This is a genomic window from Paenibacillus tritici (genome assembly GCF_018207515.1).
In the GTDB taxonomy this organism is placed as follows: Bacteria; Bacillota; Bacilli; order Paenibacillales; family Paenibacillaceae; genus Paenibacillus_AQ; species Paenibacillus_AQ tritici.
In genome coordinates, this window is record NZ_CP073365.1 from 7,209,718 (window position 1) to 7,227,614 (window position 17,897).

At 55.6% G+C, this 17,897-nt stretch carries 14 protein-coding genes and 1 pseudogene; 3 read left to right on the top strand and 12 right to left on the bottom strand.

Annotated elements, in window-relative coordinates:
• Positions 1-159: 159 nt before the first annotated feature.
• The 12 genes and pseudogenes from KDC22_RS31030 to KDC22_RS31085 all read right to left on the bottom strand — a co-directional run bounded on the left by KDC22_RS31030 (position 160) and on the right by KDC22_RS31085 (position 14,301).
• Positions 160-987 carry a M15 family metallopeptidase gene (locus KDC22_RS31030; RefSeq protein WP_211721404.1) on the bottom strand — a complete coding sequence of 276 codons (828 nt, stop codon included), beginning with the start codon at positions 985-987 and terminating at the stop codon, positions 160-162.
• A 915-nt stretch (positions 988-1,902) separates the two neighbouring features.
• Positions 1,903-3,156, bottom strand: a pseudogene (locus KDC22_RS34090) (DEAD/DEAH box helicase); the annotation flags it as partial.
• A gap of 56 nt (positions 3,157-3,212) precedes the next feature.
• A complete protein-coding gene (locus KDC22_RS31040) occupies positions 3,213-3,626 on the bottom strand; it encodes a hypothetical protein (RefSeq protein ID WP_211721406.1) in 414 nt (137 codons plus the stop codon).
• 365 nt (positions 3,627-3,991) lie between these two features.
• On the bottom strand, positions 3,992-5,662 hold the full coding sequence (locus KDC22_RS31045) for an ABC1 kinase family protein (RefSeq protein WP_211721407.1): 1,671 nt from the start codon (positions 5,660-5,662) through the stop codon (positions 3,992-3,994).
• Positions 5,663-6,022, bottom strand: a complete 360-nt coding sequence (locus KDC22_RS31050; protein WP_173135993.1) for a phasin family protein — start codon at positions 6,020-6,022, stop codon at positions 5,663-5,665.
• A gap of 74 nt (positions 6,023-6,096) precedes the next feature.
• A complete protein-coding gene (locus KDC22_RS31055) occupies positions 6,097-6,729 on the bottom strand; it encodes a ThuA domain-containing protein (RefSeq protein WP_173135990.1) in 633 nt (210 codons plus the stop codon).
• A gap of 81 nt (positions 6,730-6,810) precedes the next feature.
• Positions 6,811-7,623, bottom strand: a complete 813-nt coding sequence (locus KDC22_RS31060) for a uroporphyrinogen-III synthase (RefSeq protein WP_173135988.1) — start codon at positions 7,621-7,623, stop codon at positions 6,811-6,813.
• A 91-nt stretch (positions 7,624-7,714) separates the two neighbouring features.
• Positions 7,715-9,769 (bottom strand): methyl-accepting chemotaxis protein, encoded by a 2,055-nt coding sequence (locus KDC22_RS31065; RefSeq protein WP_211721408.1) that lies wholly within the window; start codon positions 9,767-9,769, stop codon positions 7,715-7,717.
• A 487-nt stretch (positions 9,770-10,256) separates the two neighbouring features.
• Positions 10,257-10,652, bottom strand: a complete 396-nt coding sequence (locus KDC22_RS31070; protein WP_211721409.1) for a Fur family transcriptional regulator — start codon at positions 10,650-10,652, stop codon at positions 10,257-10,259.
• Between the two features lie 72 nt (positions 10,653-10,724).
• Positions 10,725-11,840 carry a Ger(x)C family spore germination protein gene (locus KDC22_RS31075; protein ID WP_173135982.1) on the bottom strand — a complete coding sequence of 372 codons (1,116 nt, stop codon included), beginning with the start codon at positions 11,838-11,840 and terminating at the stop codon, positions 10,725-10,727.
• Positions 11,837-12,937, bottom strand: coding sequence for a GerAB/ArcD/ProY family transporter (locus KDC22_RS31080; RefSeq protein ID WP_211721410.1), 1,101 nt, complete (start codon positions 12,935-12,937; stop codon positions 11,837-11,839). The genes KDC22_RS31075 and KDC22_RS31080 overlap by 4 nt, the downstream gene beginning before the upstream one ends.
• A complete protein-coding gene (locus tag KDC22_RS31085; protein WP_211721411.1) occupies positions 12,934-14,301 on the bottom strand; it encodes a spore germination protein in 1,368 nt (455 codons plus the stop codon). Before KDC22_RS31085 ends, KDC22_RS31080 begins: the two co-directional genes overlap by 4 nt.
• 153 nt (positions 14,302-14,454) lie before the next feature.
• Between KDC22_RS31085 and KDC22_RS31090 the strand changes: the two genes are divergently transcribed.
• The 3 genes from KDC22_RS31090 to KDC22_RS31100 all read left to right on the top strand — a co-directional run bounded on the left by KDC22_RS31090 (position 14,455) and on the right by KDC22_RS31100 (position 17,455).
• Complete coding sequence (locus tag KDC22_RS31090) at positions 14,455-16,008, top strand: FAD-dependent oxidoreductase (protein ID WP_211721412.1); 1,554 nt, start codon at positions 14,455-14,457, stop codon at positions 16,006-16,008.
• A 367-nt stretch (positions 16,009-16,375) separates the two neighbouring features.
• Positions 16,376-17,095, top strand: a complete 720-nt coding sequence (locus KDC22_RS31095; protein ID WP_173135974.1) for a 3-ketoacyl-ACP reductase — start codon at positions 16,376-16,378, stop codon at positions 17,093-17,095.
• A 42-nt stretch (positions 17,096-17,137) separates the two neighbouring features.
• Positions 17,138-17,455, top strand: coding sequence for an antibiotic biosynthesis monooxygenase (locus KDC22_RS31100; RefSeq protein ID WP_211721413.1), 318 nt, complete (start codon positions 17,138-17,140; stop codon positions 17,453-17,455).
• Positions 17,456-17,897 lie beyond the last annotated feature (442 nt).

Sequence of the window (17,897 nt, forward strand, 5' to 3'; positions counted from 1 at the left end):
TATAATGATCTACCCTGCTGGTACGTGGAATAGTAGATCAGGCGGGCTGCGTTCCAGGAGGAAATATAAGGAATATGTATTGCGCGGAGCATATAAAATATAGTCTTCGGACAAAAACAAAACGGCCCCGCAGAAAACACGGGACCGCCTGTACAGATGTTATTGCGCCACCGGAACGGCATCATAATATTCTTCGAGCGTAATTCCTCGTTCCGTTACAGATGCGGCAATCTCCTTGCCTACATAACGGACATGCCAAGGCTCATAAATATATCCGGTGATCGCCTCCTTGCCTTCAAGGAACCGGATAATATATCCGTATTCAGCGGCATGGGCAGCAAGCCATTCGGCTTCCTTCGTACCGGCAAAGCAGCTCTCGGCAGCACACTTGCCGTCACTGCCGGACAGGTCGATGGCAAGTCCCGTCTGATGCTCACTGTGTCCGGGCAATGCACTGTAGGTACGCGCCTTCTCTTCGCCGTCTCTGTCCACATAGTTATTGAACAGTCTCCGCTGGGTCGCTTCCGAACGGTAGCCGGATACACCGGCCAGATAGATCCCATCTTCCTTGGCTCCGGCGAACATCTCCTCCAGAGCTTCAGCCGCTTCACGCCGCAGCATCCGCTTCTCAATCTTTTCCGAGAAGATAAAAGGTACGTCAGGATAGACCAGATCGGCTGGCTTATATTTCTCTGGCAGACTGTACTGCTTATTGACCATGACCGCGATGCTCTCCGGCTCGGCTACGACCATCTCAGCATCACTAGGATTAGCGGGGGCCGGCTTATCCGTAGCCGCCGGTGCATCTGCATCCTCAGGCAGCGCCGAAGCCTCAGGTCCGGTTCCCGGCTCCGCTCCAAGGTCTGCACCGGTGTTTATATTGGTTCCGTCTTCCCGGGAAGCGGACGGGCTGGTATATTTTCCGATCCCCCAGCCGACAGCAATCACGACGATGAAAAGAATGATAATTTTAGCGGTTTTGGACATGCTGCATAATCCTCCTAAAAGTTGTGTAGACCTGTATCCGTGTTCCGGTATCTATTCTATTAGACAGGCCTAGCGGCAAAAATGTTTCAGTGATGCCTCAGATCACTGCCTGGCATCCCCGTACATAAATATTACCATAGATCAATTGGCTGGTGAGCCAACTGCCCTATGGTAACAAGGATTAGCTATAGATGTAAAGCGCCGTTATCTGGACGAGCCGCGTCCGCCGCGTGAACCGCCGCCGGAGCCTCCACTGCGCCCGCCGCGCGATGAGGTCCCGCCGCTACTGCGTCCGCCCGAGGCGAATCCGCCTTTGCCGCCCTTGGAGCCGCCGCGTGAGCCGCCTTTGGGAGCGGAGGCACTGTAGCCGCCGGCATCGTTGCTGCGTGCTACATGGGCCCGGAATTTGGGGCTTGATTTGGCGCCGCCGGGATTATACCCGGCGCCCGATCCGGCGCCCTTCGAGGCACCGTAGCTGAACCCGCCGGCATCCGCACCTCTGGCTACATTGGTGCTGTAGCCGCTGCTCGGGCCGCCTTGTGCGGCGGCGCCCCTCGCAGCGCCGCCCTTGCCGCCGCGTCCCGCTGCGGCGTTCGCACCGGCGGCATAGCCGCTGGCTGCGCTGTCGCCGCCGCTGGCGAAGGCACCGTAGCCGCCGCCCGGTCGTGGCTTCGCCGCGCTCTTGCCGGCGGAGTCGCCCATCGGCGCAGCCGCGCTGTAGGCGCTGCGCTTACCGCCTCCGGCCGCGCCCTTACGGCTGCGGCCACCGCTTTCCGCAGGCGCACCCCAGCCGCCTGCTTCTTTACCGCCAGCGGCCGCGCCTTTACGGTTGCGGCCGCTGCCTTCCGCAGGCGCGCTCCAGCCGCCTGCTTCCTTGCCGCCGCGTCCGCGCCCGCCCGGACGCCCTGCGGCTTCACCGCGCGGCGCACCGCCGCTGCGGCCCTGTCCGCGGCCGCCACGGCCGGCGCGCGCCGCTTCAGGCGCAGCGCTCTGCCGCCCGCCGCGTGGCGAGCCGCCGCCTTGGACCGAGGTGAATTCGCCTACGCCGAATTCATCCTTCTCGTACCGGCGGCGGTCCAGCCGCTGGGAGATGCCGTGCTCGATCAGTTCGAGCCCGGCGCGCTCGCGCGGCGAAGAGAACGTGATCGCAAGGCCTTTGCCTCCGGCGCGGCCCGTGCGGCCAATCCGGTGGATATAGCTGTCCGCATCCAGCGGAAGATCGTAGTTGAAGATATGGGTGATCCCTTCCACATCCAGACCACGTGCCGCCACATCAGTAGCTACCAGCAGCTGGAGCTTGGCCTCCCGAAACCGCTTCATGACGGCTTCACGTTTGCCCTGTGACAGATCGCCGTGCAGCTCGTCGCAATCATAGCCGGCCGCCTGCAGCGCTTCATTCAGCTTGATGGCCCGGCGTTTGGTCCGGCAGAAAATAATGGCCAAGTAAGGACGGTCCCGCTCGATCAGCGAGATCAGTGCCTCTTCCTTGTTGCGGTCCGAGCATTCCACCACCTGCTGGCGGATATTATCCAGCGGAATCGGCGAGCCGCTCTTGATAATAATATCAAGCGGCTCCTTCATATAGTTCGCAGCCAGCCGTTTGATCGGGTCCGGCATGGTCGCGGAGAACAGCATCGTCTGACGGCGGTAAGGCACAGCCGTAATGATCGTCTCCACATCCTCCAGGAAGCCCATATGCAGCATCTGGTCCGCTTCGTCCAGCACCAGCATCTTCACGCCGCCCAGGTCCAGCGTCTCCCGGCGCAGATGATCCAGCAGCCGTCCCGGCGTGCCGATGATCAGATGTCTGCCGCCTTCCAGCTTGCGGAGCTGCTTCTCCACATCCTGGCCGCCATAGACTGCCAGAATCTTCACACCCGTGTGACGCGCCAGCTTGCGCGCCTCCTCGGTAATCTGCAGCGCGAGCTCACGCGTTGGCGCAAGGATAAGCGCCTGCGGATACGCCGCCTCTACCCGGATCTTGTCCATAATCGGCAGCAGAAAAGCCAATGTCTTCCCCGTTCCCGTCTTCGCGCGCGCAATGACATCCAGACCCTCCACCAGCGGCGGAATAGCCTCTTCCTGCACCGGCGTCGGCTTCACGATTCCCTGCCCCTTGAGCAGATCGGTTAATACTTCAGATACTCCTAATTCCTTAAAACCCGGCAATTGCTCCACCTCACTCTTTTTCCTAAATTTTCGTTTCATAAAAGTCCGGTCCAACCTCAAAAACCCTCACTTGGCCCGCATCCTGCGAATTCAGGTGCATTAATACCTCTCATTCCCTCACTTGGCCCGCAACCAGCGAATTCAGGTGCATTAATACCCCTCATTTCCTCACTCAGCCCGCATCCGGCGAATTCAAGTGTATTAATCCCCTTCATTTCCATACTTGGCCTGCATTCAGCGAATTCAGGTGCATTAATACCCTTCATTTCCTTAATTGGCCCGCATCCGGAGAATTCAAATGCATTAATACCCTTCATTCCCTCACTTGGCCTGCATCCAGCGAATTCAGGTGCATTTATACCCTTCATTCCTTCACTTGGCCCGCAACCAGTGAATTCAGGTGCATTAATACCCCTCATTCCCTCACTTGGCCCGCATCCGGCGAATTCAGGTGCATTAATACCCTTCATTCCCTCGTCAGGAGGCAGTCTAAAAGGTAACGCCCCTCCGGCAATCAAATTCCATAACTTATATTCATCCATTTAACGGAGTAATGTACGCAAGTAAGCAGGATACGGATATCGCTCGTGAGTATCCGTATCAAACAAAAGCGGAAGAACCCCGTCACCGGAGCCCTTCCGTCCCATGGGCCCGCAAGGCTGCGGTCGAAGTTCGGTTTTAAAGGCGCAGCAGCGATCCACCGGACATTCAGACGGCACTCCATTTGCGTTCCATTACACTTTAATTTCTGGCAAGTTATCTGTATATATTGTACTTGATTTCACGCCGCTTGTGTGCATCTGCCGGAGAATAATTATTTCCCGTCTTCTTCCGGCTAGAATCTTCCTGATTTGAAGATGGAGAACAGCAGCCACAGAATCATCAGCAGGGCGATGACTGATCCGATCTCAACGATCGGGAAGTCCCAGAGCAGCGAAGGCTCGCCGCGCAGGGAAGATGCGATAATCAGCCCGGCCATAATGATGCTGAAGGCCAGCAGCACAATGCTGAAGGACAGACGGTTACCGACCCGGCTGAACTTATGCTCCAGACCCTGGAGCTCGGGTACACCGATCTCGACCTTCAGCTTGCCCTTGCTGATCAGCGACGAGAGCTGCCGGGCCTGGGCGGGAAGCTCCACCAGACTCTCGGCAAGATCGGCTACCCCGCCCAGCAGCTTGCGCTGCAGGCGGCTTCCGCTGAAGCGCTGCTTCAGCAGCTGCCTGCCGAACGGCTCGGCCATCTGCATAATGCTGAAGGCCGGGTCCAGGCTGGACACCATGCCTTCCAGCGTCAGCATGGTCTTGCCCAGCATCGCCAGATCCGGCGGAATGACCAGCCGGTGCTTGCGGGCAATGCCGAACAGATCATTCAGCGCCTTGCCGATGCTGACTTGCTTGAACGGGATATCATAATACTGCTCCCGCAGCCGGTCCATATCATCATGCAGCGCCATCCGGTCGGCATCCTCAGGAATTACACCCAGACGCAGAATAGCCCGTACCATTGAATCCGTATTCTTACGCATGAGTGCGATGACCAGTGCGGACAGGCCATCCTTCATGTCCTCGCTAAGCCGACCGACCATCCCGAAGTCGATCAGGGCCAGCTTCCCGTCCTTCAGCACCATGACATTACCGGGATGCGGATCAGCATGGAAGAAGCCATGAATAAAAATCTGATTCAGCATCATCTCAACAAGCTGCTGGGCGATAGTCTTGAGCTTAAAGCCTGCGCTCAGCAGCTCGTCCCTGCGGTTCAGCGTAATTCCTTCCATATACTCCATGGTCAGTACCCTTGTGGAGCTGAAGTCCCAATAGATGGACGGAATATATACATTATCTTGAGCAGACAGCTGCCCGGCTATACGCTCGGCATTACGCCCCTCCTGGGCATAATCAAGCTCTGCCAGCAGTGCGCGGGAGAATTCCTCGACCATCCGGGTTAACCCGTATTGTCTGGCCCAGTCCATCTTGCGCTCGGCAAGCAGGCTTAGATCCGTTAGAATCTCCAGATCCCTGCTCATGGTCCGCATGACGCCTGGACGTTGTATTTTGACCGCTACACTCTGTCCGCCATGCAGTACAGCCCGGTGTACCTGGCCGATGGAGGCGGCAGCGAGCGGATTGTTCTCGAAGTATTCAAAGACCGCATCAATAGGCTGGTCCAGCTCCTGCTCCAGAATATTGCGGGCAGTCTCGGCAGAGAAGGGCGGCACATGATCCTGCAGCTTAACCAGCTCCTGAATAATCCCCTCCGGCAGCAGATCGGAGCGCGTACTGGCAAGCTGGCCGAGCTTGACAAAGGTCGGCCCCAAATCCTCCAGCACCCGGCGGACCCGCTCACCGAGTGTCACACTTTCATGAACCTCCTGTGTAATAATCCGGCGGGGAAGTGACAGAAGATGGTAAAGGCCCAGTTCCTCCACCATATAGCCGAAGCCATGACGCATAAGCGCCATGGCTATAGCCCGGTAACGTCCGGCATGCCTTATGCGGACTGCCATTTATTCACTACTTGTTTCCGGCACGATGGTCTCCTGGGGGAACTCCTGAGGGGACTTGCCTTCCAGCTCGGCCACGCGTCCTTCCAGCTTAGCAATACGTGACTCCAGTCCGGCTATATCCTCCTGAACGGGCACCTTAAGCTCCTTCAGCACCCGCTGAACCTGTTCCTGCACGGCAGACTTGAACGCTCCCCGTTCTTCATCCCCGCGCTCTACCAGGCGGTCGACCAGGGCCTTGGATTCCGAAGGGGCCAGCTCGCCCCGCTTCACCAGCTCATCTACGACCTTCTCGACTTTCTCCTTGCTGACAATGGTGAGGCCAACTCCTAAAGAGATTGCTTTCTTTAACAAATCACTCATGGTACTTCCCTCCCAAAGATTCCAGTTATGGATAAAGTATACCCCTTAGCCCGCCATTTCACAAAAAAAGCGGATTATCTGGGGATTCGTGCCGCCCAGGTAGCTGCCCGCAGAATAAGCTGGCGGACTGCCGGGTGACGGAATGAAGGCTCGTGATGCCCCGGCATCAGATAGACTACCCGTCCCAGGCCATAGCTGTGGCACCAGGCCGCAGGCAGCAGCTCACCGTCCGCTTCGTACTCCAGCAGAATTTTTTTGTCGGTGAACGGGTCGAACTCGAACCGGTATGGCTCTTCATCCAGCTGGAAATCCTCCATGCCTTCGGTGATATCATGCTCCAGCACCTTGAATTGAAGCGGAGTAAAAGGCGGGTGTCCGGTGAATCTGCCGCCGATCAGCTGGGCCAGCTCATACCGCTTCGCCAGGGATATACCGGTATGCAGGACAATCAGTCCGCCTCCCCCGCTGACATAACTCAGCAGACCTGCAGTCTGCTGCGGGGATACCGTTTCGTTCCATAATTCATTATATGCGATGCAGAGATCGTATCCGGACAGATGCTCGCTTAACAGCAGCTTCTTGTTCTCCGAGCATTGTACCGTCAGAAGCTCATTCAGAATTTCACTGACCTGCTTATCTACCCCTTGCAGCGGGTGAAACCGGGGGTGTGTGTAATCGCCTAACAACAGACATTTTCTCTTATCCATGGGTCTCCTCCTCTGTATTACTTGTATTACTTGTATTACTTGTGTTACTTGTCTTTGTACGCAGGGCCCGGCGGCCTTCTGCTACCGGTGTGCCGCAATATAGCGGCCCAGTGCCACGAACATGCTGCCCATCCGTTCATGCTCCGGCATAACAATCCGCTTCACGCCTTCTTCCTTCAGGGCCTCCGAGGTAAGCCGGCCGACGGATACTGCCAGCACCTTGTCCTCCAGTGCCTGAATGAGCGCCTCCAGCCGGCCCTGCTCCCTTGCATGCTGTGCCAGGAAGCGGAATTGCGGCGCACTTGTGAAGGCTACCGCATCCACCTGTCCTTCCGTTATCTCTGTGAGCAGCAGAGCCAGGGCTCCCGGCTCCGGCTCGGTATACCGGTAAGGCTGCACACAGCCTACGGTTGCCCCCGCCTGCTCCAGCCACCCGACCAGCTGAGGCGCAGTCTCCCCGTGCAGCTGCAGCATAACCCGCTTGCCCTGCAAATCCCAATCCTGCAGTCCGCGGATCAGACCGGCGCTGCTGCCGTCATCGTCACGCACCACCGGCTCAAGTCCCCGTTTCTTCAGGGCATTCACTGTTTTATAACCGCGCGCAGCAATAGGTGAGGCGGAGAGAACCTCCAGGAAGCGGCCTTCAAGCTCCAGCTTCGTGGCCATCTCGAACAATGCGTCGAGGCCCATGCCGGTAGTCAGAACGGCTAGATCCGGCGGCTGATTCGTCCAGGCGATCAGCCCGTCACGCAGGGCATCATCATCCAGAAAGGTGGTTCCCTGGGCGGGACGGTGCAGCGCGGTTCCTCCCATATTCTCTACCAGCTTGGCCATTTCCTCCGCTTTGCGCGGACCGGCCAGGGCCACGGTAATGCCCTTTAATTGCTCTGCCATGAACGTTTCTCCCCTTCGTCACCCCGTATTATTGCTTATCAGTATACTTGCAAAGTGTGGTAAAAGAAAAGACCGGGCCGCATATTTTTCCTCAGGAAATGTGCCGATCTTCGGGAAGACTCTCCCCGGGCTTAAGTACTTCGGACACTGGTGGAGCCTGATTTCCGGGATACAGCTTGAAGCGGCCCACGAGCTGCTGCAGCTCATCGGCGAGATGGCTCAGATCCGCTGAAGACGAGGCGATCTCCTCCACGGAAGCAAGCTGCTGCTGGGCTGCCGCCGAGATGGTCTCGGTATTGCCTGCCGCCTCCTCGGTAATGCCGCGGATCTCGCCGATGGCTTTATCCATACTGTCCGCTTCAGCGGTGAGGGTATGGACGGCTTCGTTCATCGCTTCTATTTTCTCCGCCGCCCCTTTGACGGCCCTGCGGATGCGCGAGAAGGAACGCCCCGTTGTATCCACAGCCATAATGCCGCCCATAACCTTATTCTTCGCATCCTCCATAGTAGCTGTAGCCTGGAGCATCTCTGAATGAATGGACGTAATCTGTTCGGAGATCATCCTGGCTGACTTCTCTGATTCCTCAGCCAGCTTGCGGACCTCTGAGGCTACTACAGCGAACCCTCTTCCCTGTTCACCCGCTCTGGCCGCTTCAATGGAAGCATTCAGTGCGAGCAGGTTGGTCTGCCGCGAGATCCCCGTGATCACACCGGTAATTCCCTGAATCTGTACGACCCGCTCACTCAGCTTGTCGATGACCATCCCCATCTCCTCTACGGTCTCATGAATGCCGTTGATTTTTTCCACCACGCTGATGACCGAATCATTGCCTTCCGAAGCCGAGAGCGAGGTCTTGTCCATCATCGCCGACACCTGCTCCATGAATTCCGAGATATGGGCTACCTCGCTTGTGGTGGCTGCCGTACTAATCATTCCTTTATGTACACTGTTCACCTGACGTTCAGTCCCTGCCGCCACTTCTTGAATTGCAACAGTAACATGCTCTATGGCTCTGGTCGTCTGCTCTGCCCCCGCTGTAAGCTGCTCCGCCGATGAGGAGACATTGTCCGTCATCTCCTGCACACCGATGATCATCTGCCGCAGATTCCCGACCATCTGGCGGAAATTCCCGGCCAGGAGGCCAATCTCATCCGCACGGAAATCCCCGATATCCTGCGACAGGTCGCCTCCGGCGATGCGTTCAGTCGCTCTGCGCAGACGTAGCAGCGGCTTCAGGATCGACGAGACATTGAAATAGATCAGCACCAGTGCCAGAAGTACGGATACAGAGATCACCAGCCACACCGTTTCGCGGATATCACTGGTCGCCCGCGTAATCTCATTCAGGCTGATGGTCCCCCCGATTCTCCATCCGGTCAGCCCGTTCACCATGTAGGTCAGCTTCTTCGGTGAATCCTTATAGACATAATCGAAGCTTCCGCTCTCACTCCCGAACATTTGCTTCACGAAATCAAGCGAGGATTCTTCGCCAATCGCTTCTGACGGATGAACCAGAAATTTCTTGCTGCTGTCTACAATGAGAATATAACCTTCCTGTCCGACCTTGATATTCGTCAGACTGGCGAGTGAGGACAGGTTAAGATCAAGGCTGACTACCCCGTCTCCGCCCGCAAGCACCGCCGAAATGGCAACCGCGCTCTCCTGATTGACCGTCTGAAATACCGGTGAAATCACGATGCCGCTGCCACGCTTAAGCGCATTGACATAGGAATTCTCCTTGCGCGGATCATAGCCGTCCGGCAGCTCCATCTCTGCTGCGCGGATACTTTTGCCTTTGCTGGTTCCGGCATAAATATCCAGCACATCGGAATGCAGCGCGGCATATTCCTTCAATCGGCTCTCCAGAACAGGCGCAGTCTCTCCGGCTGCTTCACTATTAATAGAATCCGCCGCAAGCTGGCCGGCAAAATAAAGAATATCATCTATTTTGGACTGAATATTGTGATTAATAATCTCGTTAACTGCTACTACGCTTTCCTTGGCATTATTGGTAAGCTGCTCCCCGACCTTGCTGCTGGCGGATTGATAGGTTTGCCAGCCTATAATGATGCTCGGCACCAGCAAGACAAGCAGATAGGTAGCAATCAGCTTGGTACGGATGTTCAGACGCGCCTTTTTAGTCATATGATGAACTCACTCTCTCTTTCTTCATGGGTCTTAAGAACGATAATTTGGCAGACTAACTATATAATTAAATACCGCCCCCGGAAACCCTCTTTTCCGCTTCAATTCATGATTATTCTCCTATCTTTATTGATAATTTTTATATGTACACAACAAAAAACCGTTTCGATGAAAACGGTCTTTTGTTATATTCAACCTTTTGTCCAAGGCATATCCCCGTACAAAGGTCCTATATAGATTGTACTTTTATTTTTCTGTGACGGGATTGCCGTGACTCCAGAGAATGTTTGGCCCTCCGGCCGTTGTTGTCTACAGATTTCTTGATTTCAATCCGCTTCTAGCGGTAGAAATCCGGTGACTGCATATGCTTCCGAAGCTAGCTTTCCTGCGGAAAGCTTTCAGGCGGACGCTATCGCTCCTACAGTTCCAAAATTCTCCTCCGCCACTTTTCCCTGTCTGTATATTTTCAAGTTCAATCTTTATAGTTCTATTGCGAATTCTTGCTTCTGCAGGCCGGGCATATGCCACCGAATACAACATGCGTATGGGTGATCGAATAGCCGGTGTCCTGTGCCACCGAGTCGCTCCACTCCTGCGGAACCTGGCTCATCACTTCATCTACTGCCCCGCAGATCTCACAGACAATATGCTGATGATCGTCCAGGCGGGCGTCATACCGGCTTGCCGCCTCACCCAGCTTAAGCTCACGGATCATCTGCTTATCCGAGAGATAACGCAGGGAATTGTAGACTGTTCCGTAAGCCAGATTATGCCCCTGCTCCACCAGCCGGTTCATGACTTCCGCAGCGGTCGGGTGGTCATGGGAATTACGGACGATATCGTATACAGCTTGACGTTGAGAGGTTAAGTTAAGGGTTCTCATCTTTATCATCCTCTAGCTTGTTTTTAGATCAAGTATAAGTCCTGATGCTGAAAGCGTCAATCCAGCCGGACTTTATTTGATCATTCCTGAGTATTTCACATCGACATCGGCTTTGACCTGGAATTTCAGCTGGGGATATAAATTCTCCCAGTCCGACATCTCTGTTGCGTTGTTCCAGTGCCGTGACCCGTAACGCAGCCCCCACCCCAAGGGGTCCATGCCGCTATCCTGAATTTTGACCAGCAAGGCTGTAACAGCCTCACGCAGCTCCGCAGCTCCCGCCTCATTAATCTTCTTCAGCATCTGGTGGGTGATCATCTCCTCCGTACTGTTCTCCTCCAGAATTGCCCGGATCTTGATGGTGTACCGGATATAAGGCTCTCCATCCGGCGGATTCACAATCCGGTAGCTGGAGGAGGAGCTCTCCGTATAGTACTGATACATTCCATTCCCGATATGGGCAGGGAAATTCGTCTGCAGATCGGAGCGGGATAGCAGGTTGAACAGCCTGGTCTCATCGGGCGTGAGGACCAGCTTGATTTTATTCTTATCCAGCAGAGCGATCTTATCAATCAGGAATTGATTCTCCTCCGGCACCTCAATAATCGGCAGGATGGGATCTATCCCTTTCTCATAGATGCTCCTCATCAGCTGATAGGAGTACACACTTGAGATGAAGGGGGACTCGGTCCCTTGCCCGCTCATCGCCAGAATCAGAGAGTTGGACGGAATGCGCTCCGACGGCGGCTTAACCTGCAGGACTTCCAGCGCCCCCGGCCTGCCCACGGCAAAATTAATAATCAGCTGGATATCTCTGCGCCGTACTGCCCAGTCCACAACATGCCGGATATCCTTGGCGGCAATTTTTTCACCCAGAACCACTGATTTGCAGTGGACATAATCCAGCTCCTTCTCCACCTTGGACTTCATTCTGCGCAGCGCCTCGGAGATACTCTCCGATTCTTCCGTGAGGATCTGCATCTTCTCGTCAATCTTCGTCACATCCCCTTGCGGAATCGCCAGCTTCAGACTGACCTTGAATGTTCCTTCCGCCTTGCCGGGATCAATTCCAATCGCCACTACGAATATTCTCCGGTCGATATCCTTGTAGTTGCAGCCTGATATGAGCATGGCCATGACGGTGGACAGCAGGATCAGCAGCATTGCCCGAACGACTCTTCCCCTCACGCTCTGCGCCTCCTTATGATCCAATAACACCAGAATAACAGCAGAATCAGCAGCAGCTCCCCGTACCAACGGACATGCAGCAGGAATACGCCCAGCATATTCAGGTTGTATTGATCCATGCGCATGAGAAAGAGGGTTCCTCCCGCAAAAATCCCCAGGATAACCACCTCCCGCCGCAGCTTGGCCTTAGGCTTGCCGCCTGTAGAGGGAAGCTGGCTAAGGAACAGCTCCTTGCCGACATGCCACTGGATAATGGCACTGACCAGAGCCAAGGTACTGTATGCGAAATAAAAAATATACAGCATACGCTCCACCAAAAAAGCCTCAATACGGATGCTGTCCGCCGTGGTAAACCAGGTATACACATGCCGTTCGACACCGACGGTCCCATGGTACCCGATAGGCACATAAAAAGTGACAAGCAGCACCAGCAGCCCCTCCAGACTCAGAATCCATACATGCTTAAGCTTCAAACCATGAAATACCCGGTTGAAGATGGCCATATTAATGTAGCCGCTGAACGTAAACGTCGCTGCCGCAATACTATTCATATCCGGAGGATGTAGCGAATAGGTCATCATCTGCAGTACGGCATCCCAGCTGAAGTTCGGGTTAACGACCGCCTTGACTGTCGTATACAGAATTAAGGGCAGTGTGATCCCGAGTGTCACCTCCAGCCCGTAGAGCAGAGACAGCGGGTCAATTCGGCTGCAGAGACATACCACAGCCAGGAACCCCAGCAGGACTGCCGTTGGATGGGTATCCGGGCTGACAAACCGCAGGGTAATATCCACAAAGGACAACAGAATCAGCGCACCGGCGAAATACCATAGAACCGCATAAATCAGAATCAGCGGAGAGGCCAGCAGCCTCGGCAAGGCCGACGTGAAGATTTCCGGGAGTCCCTTGCCAGGGAATTTATTAATGACTTTGGTGAACAGGTAGATGAACAGGGTACCTGTAACCACCGCAACCAGAATGGAGGACTGCGCACCGTCAAAGCGGGTATCGAGCAGCTCCCGGGGGGTGAAGTTAATGATATTGATCAGGGAGTTCATGAGAAACAGGCAGTAGAAATAGCGGCTCTTCGCCATCATTGTCCCCCGCCTTTCTTCTTCAGGGATGTTCCTATCGTATCCAGGAAGAACAGCTTGAAATAAGGCTGGCCGAAGCTGCGCTGGCTGCATAAATACAGCGTGAAGCCCACCAGGCAGATGACCACGCCGACGAGTCCGAGGAAGGCTGCTGCGATGACAAAGAAATATTTCAGAACCCGGATCGAGAAGCTCATCATATTGAGCGGCACCAGGAAATTGGATATCGCCACAACGGAGACGAGAATAATCATGATGTTGCCAATTAGTCCCGCTGCGGTAGCCGCTTGTCCCAGAATCAGACCGCCCACCGTTGTCGCTGTCGGACCGATAGCCCGGGGCAGCCGCAAGCTGGCCTCCGTCAGGAACTCCATCATGATCATCATCAGAATCACCTCGACAAAAGAAGGGTAAGGCACCGTTGCACGGCTTCCCCCGATCAACAGGGCAATCTGTACCCGCACAATCTCCGGATTGTACGAGGTGAAGGCTATATACAAGGCTGGCAGCCATAATGTCATAGCCACGCCCAGGATGCGCAGCAGCTTGAGGAACCGCCCTACGAAGGGAAGCTGGATTTTGTCATCCATAGCTATGAAGAAATCGTTGAAGATCGACGGAAGCACAATGGCATACCCGGTCGTATCCAGCAGGATAGCTACCTTGCCCTCCGCCAGATTGAATACTACCCGGTCCGGGCGCTCTGTAACGATGGTTTTGGGAAAAATGCGCAGCTTGTCGCTGCTGATATACTTCTCCAGCTCTCCGGCCGCCTGCAGAATATCCAGCTTAAGCGAGTCCAGCTTCTCTTTTAACTCCGCAAGCACCTCAGGGTTCACTCTATCCTCATCATAGAGAATCGCCGCCTTGGTCTTGGACATATTGCCAATAACGGTGAATTCCATCTTGAGTGCAGCGGATTGATAGCGCCGTCTTATCAGATTGAGGTTCACTGCGAGATTCTCCCCGAGCGCGTCGGACGGGCCTTGGCTGATGCTCTCCGTGACCGTCTCCTTCACACTGCTGGCCTCGGCCCGGAGGACATCGAAGAAACAGAGCTTATCCTGCCAGCCTATACAGGCATAACCGCTGAGCAGAAGCTCCACTGCCCGCGGTCCCTCTGTCACCACCTCACTGCCCGGGTAATCCGCGATGTAGCTGTAATAGCCTGCCGGATTCCCCATTTCGTAGAACGGAGCAATGATATTCCGGCTGATTGCCTGTCCATCCGTAACACTTTTGATATACAGCAGGCTGACCTGCCCCGCCGGAACTGTCAAGCTCTTGTCTTCAAGGTCGCCGAACCCGCTTAGCTGACCTCTGATCCCGTTCAGGGAGGCCTCCTGCTTATGCTCTTGTCCTGACATGGGTCCGTCTCCCCTCTATGCCCGTTTCTCCTTGAATCTCTTTATATTGGCACTTCCTGCCTGTTTTCATGCACCTGCAGCTGGAGCGTGGCGTTTCTATTTCCAGAAGAGTGGTAATAATTGAATGGATAATGACTTAGGAGGGACTCTACTATGAACTCACAGGAACACCGTTCGCAAGGTCTTCCGCAATTTCCGGAATCGTTATGGAGAAGCAGCACCGGGCTGCCCTCTTTCGCGGCGCTTGCGGAAGATCATGTCACAGACGTAGCTATTGTAGGGGCGGGGATTACCGGGATCACCACCGCTTATCTGCTGTCCAATGCCGGGTACAAGGTCACCTTACTGGAGGCCGGAGAGATTCTCGGCGGAGCCACCGGCTTCACCAGCGCCAAGATCACCGCCCAGCACGGGATGATCTACGGCGACCTGCTGAAGAATTTCGGTGAGGAGCAGGCCCGCATGTATTATCAGTCCAACCGCGAGGCCATGGAGTGGATGATGGCTACTGCGGAGGAATTGGACCTCTCCTGCGGGATGAAGCCGGAAGCCGCCTATCTCTATGCCGACAAGGGAGATGAGAAAACGCTGAAGGAGCTGAACCGGGAATTCGAGGCGTACAGCAAGCTCGGACTGCCTGGGGAGTGGCTGGATCAGGTGCCCCTGCCTCTGGGCGCGGGCGGCGCGATCCGGATGCCGGGGCAGGCCCGGTTCCATCCGCTTGAGTATTTGAAGGGACTGCTGCAGGCGGTTCTGGATAAGGGAGGGACCGTATTTGAACATACGATGATCGGGGAGCAGGTGGATTCGGACGGACACCTAACCCTTCATACCGAGGGCGGCAAATTCCAAATCCGCTGCCGCCATGCCGTGTCTGCTTCCCATTTCCCTTTTTATGACGGCGGATCTCTCTACTTCTCGCGGCTGCATGCCGAACGCTCCTATTGCCTGGCGTTTGAACCGGAAACGGATTATGAAGGCGGCATGTATCTGAGTGCCGGTGAACCGACCCGTTCGCTGCGGGCCGTGGAATGGGGCGGGCGCAAGCTGGTCATCGCCGGAGGGGAGAACCACAAGACTGGACAAGGCATCTGTACGTTCGGCCATTATGAGAATCTGGAGAAGTTTGCAGGAGAATTACTGGGCATCCGCAGCATTCCGTTCCGCTGGTCCACCCAGGATCTGATTACTCTGGACCGGGTTCCCTACATCGGCAGGCGGGCAGAGAACGAAGAAATCTATATCGCCACCGGGTTCGCGAAGTGGGGAATGACCACCGGAACCCTGGCCGCCCGCATGATCGCAGACTCGATTCAGGGCAGCAGCAACCCGTACAAGGAGTTATACGATCCTTCACGCTTCAAGGCGGTTCCTGCCATCAAGAATTTCGTTGTGCAGAACCTCTCTGTGGCCAAGGAGCTGGTAGCCGGAAAAGTGGAGATTGTCCATAAAAAGACGCAGGATCTGGAACCGGATCAGGGCGCCGTGGTCTTCCACGACGGTAAACGCGTTGGCGCCTACCGCGATCCCGAAGGCCAACTGCATCTGATCGACAGAACCTGCACCCATATGGGCTGTGAATGCGAGTGGAATGACGGGGAACGCTCCTGGGATTGCCCGTGCCACGGCTCCCGCTTCTCCTATGAAGGCGATGTGCTGGAAGGGCCGGCGACTGTGCCGCTTAAGAAAATCACGGACGGCGGCTGAGCGACGGCGATTGAGCGACGGCGGCTGAGCGACGGCGACTGAGCGACGGCGATTGAGCGACGGCGACTGAGCGACGGCGACTGAGCGACGGCGACTGAGCGACGGCGGCTGAGCGACGGCGACTGAGCGACGGCGATTGAGCGACGGCGACTGAGCGACGGCGACTGAGCGACGGCGACTGAGCTGACGGCGATTGAACTGAGCCTCTGCCCGCGATGCGCGTCACTGGCGGCGGCCCAGGCGGATAGTAGGACAATATTGCCCGGAGCTGCCGCTCCGGCGTGATTGTCGCTGTCCGCTCAGGTATAATAGCAATATATTCGATCTTGCAGTACCCATCATTCTATAAGGAGCGTGACGACAGGTTATGGATTTGAGAGGAACCAGTATTGTAATTACAGGGGCAGGCAAGGGAATCGGCAAGGCGCTCGCCATGGCGCTGGCGAAGGAAGGCGCCAACCTGGGCCTTATCTCCAGAACTTCAGCGGATCTGGAGGCGCTGAAGACGGCTCTGACCGAAGTATATGACATCAAGGTCAGTATTGCAGTTGCCGATATAGCCGTACGTGAAGAAGCCGAGCGCGCAGTTATGGCCCTGCAGAAGACCCTGGGACCCTTCGATGCGCTCATCAACAATGCCGGGATCGCCCAGTTCGGCACGTTCCTGGAGATGGACCCTGCCGACTGGGAACGGCATATGCAGATCAACCTGTTCGGCGCCTACTATGTAACCCGTGCGGCACTGCCTGCTATGATTGAGCGTTCAAGCGGCAATATTATCAATATCTCATCCACCGCAGGAGAACGCGGCTTCGCCACAGGCTCCGCCTACTGTGCTTCCAAGTTCGCGCTGATGGGCATGACGGAAGCGCTGGCCATGGAGGTGCGCAAGCATAATATCCGTGTCGTGGCGCTGACTCCGAGCACAGTGAATACAGGCCTGGCTACAGGCGCAGGCCTTAAGATCGGAGAAGAAGACCGGATGATGCAGCCGGAGGATGTGGCCGAGCTGACACTCGCCGCACTGAAGCTGCCTGACCGCGTCTTCCTCAAAACAGCAGGAATCTGGACCACCAATCCGCAATAATAACAGCAGTACTTACGAAAGCCCTACAAGGAGGACTTGGTTATGCTGGTAGTTACCAATACAATTAAGATCAAAGAAGGGCACGGAGAAGCGCTGGCCTCACGGTTCGGTGCTGATAACGGTGTACAGAGTATGCCCGGATTCATCCGCATGGAGGTCTGGCGCGGAGCGCCCAAGGAAGGTGTGGAGGAACTGAAGATCTCCACCGTCTGGGAGAGCGAGGACGCGCTGAACGGCTGGACTTCAAGCCCTGCCTTCCGCGAATCGCACCGGGGCGCTGGCAAGAACGAGGCCATTGTCGGTGCCTCGCTCGACAAGTACGAGCTGCTGCATAGCCGTACTCCGGGCGGCCAGGCCTGAAGAACCGCATATAAGTAGAAACGGCTGCGCCTTCCCTTTCAGGACAGCGCAGCCGTTTCAGCGAGAAATAGAAGAAATCTATAAATTATATTTAAACAAAATCACCGTAACGGATAAATGCCGCAAGGACTTATGCAGCCCAGGCTCCAGGCAGCTTATACAGCGGCCACAGCGTTCTCCATTCAGCCTGCTTCTGGTGGTAAGGAGCGAATGAGGTGCACTTCTGCTCCTCATTCGCTCATTTGGGTCCGCATCCGGGGAATTCAGGTGCACTTCTGCTCTTCATTTGCTCATTTAACCCGCGTCCGGGGAATTAAAGTACTTGGCAGGTCCAGTCCAATTGTGTTCGGTTTTCCGATTACATTCGGCCTACGTGGCACGTCCAGTCCAATTGTGTTCGGTTTTCCGATTACATCCGGCCTACAGATACTCGCACCGCACA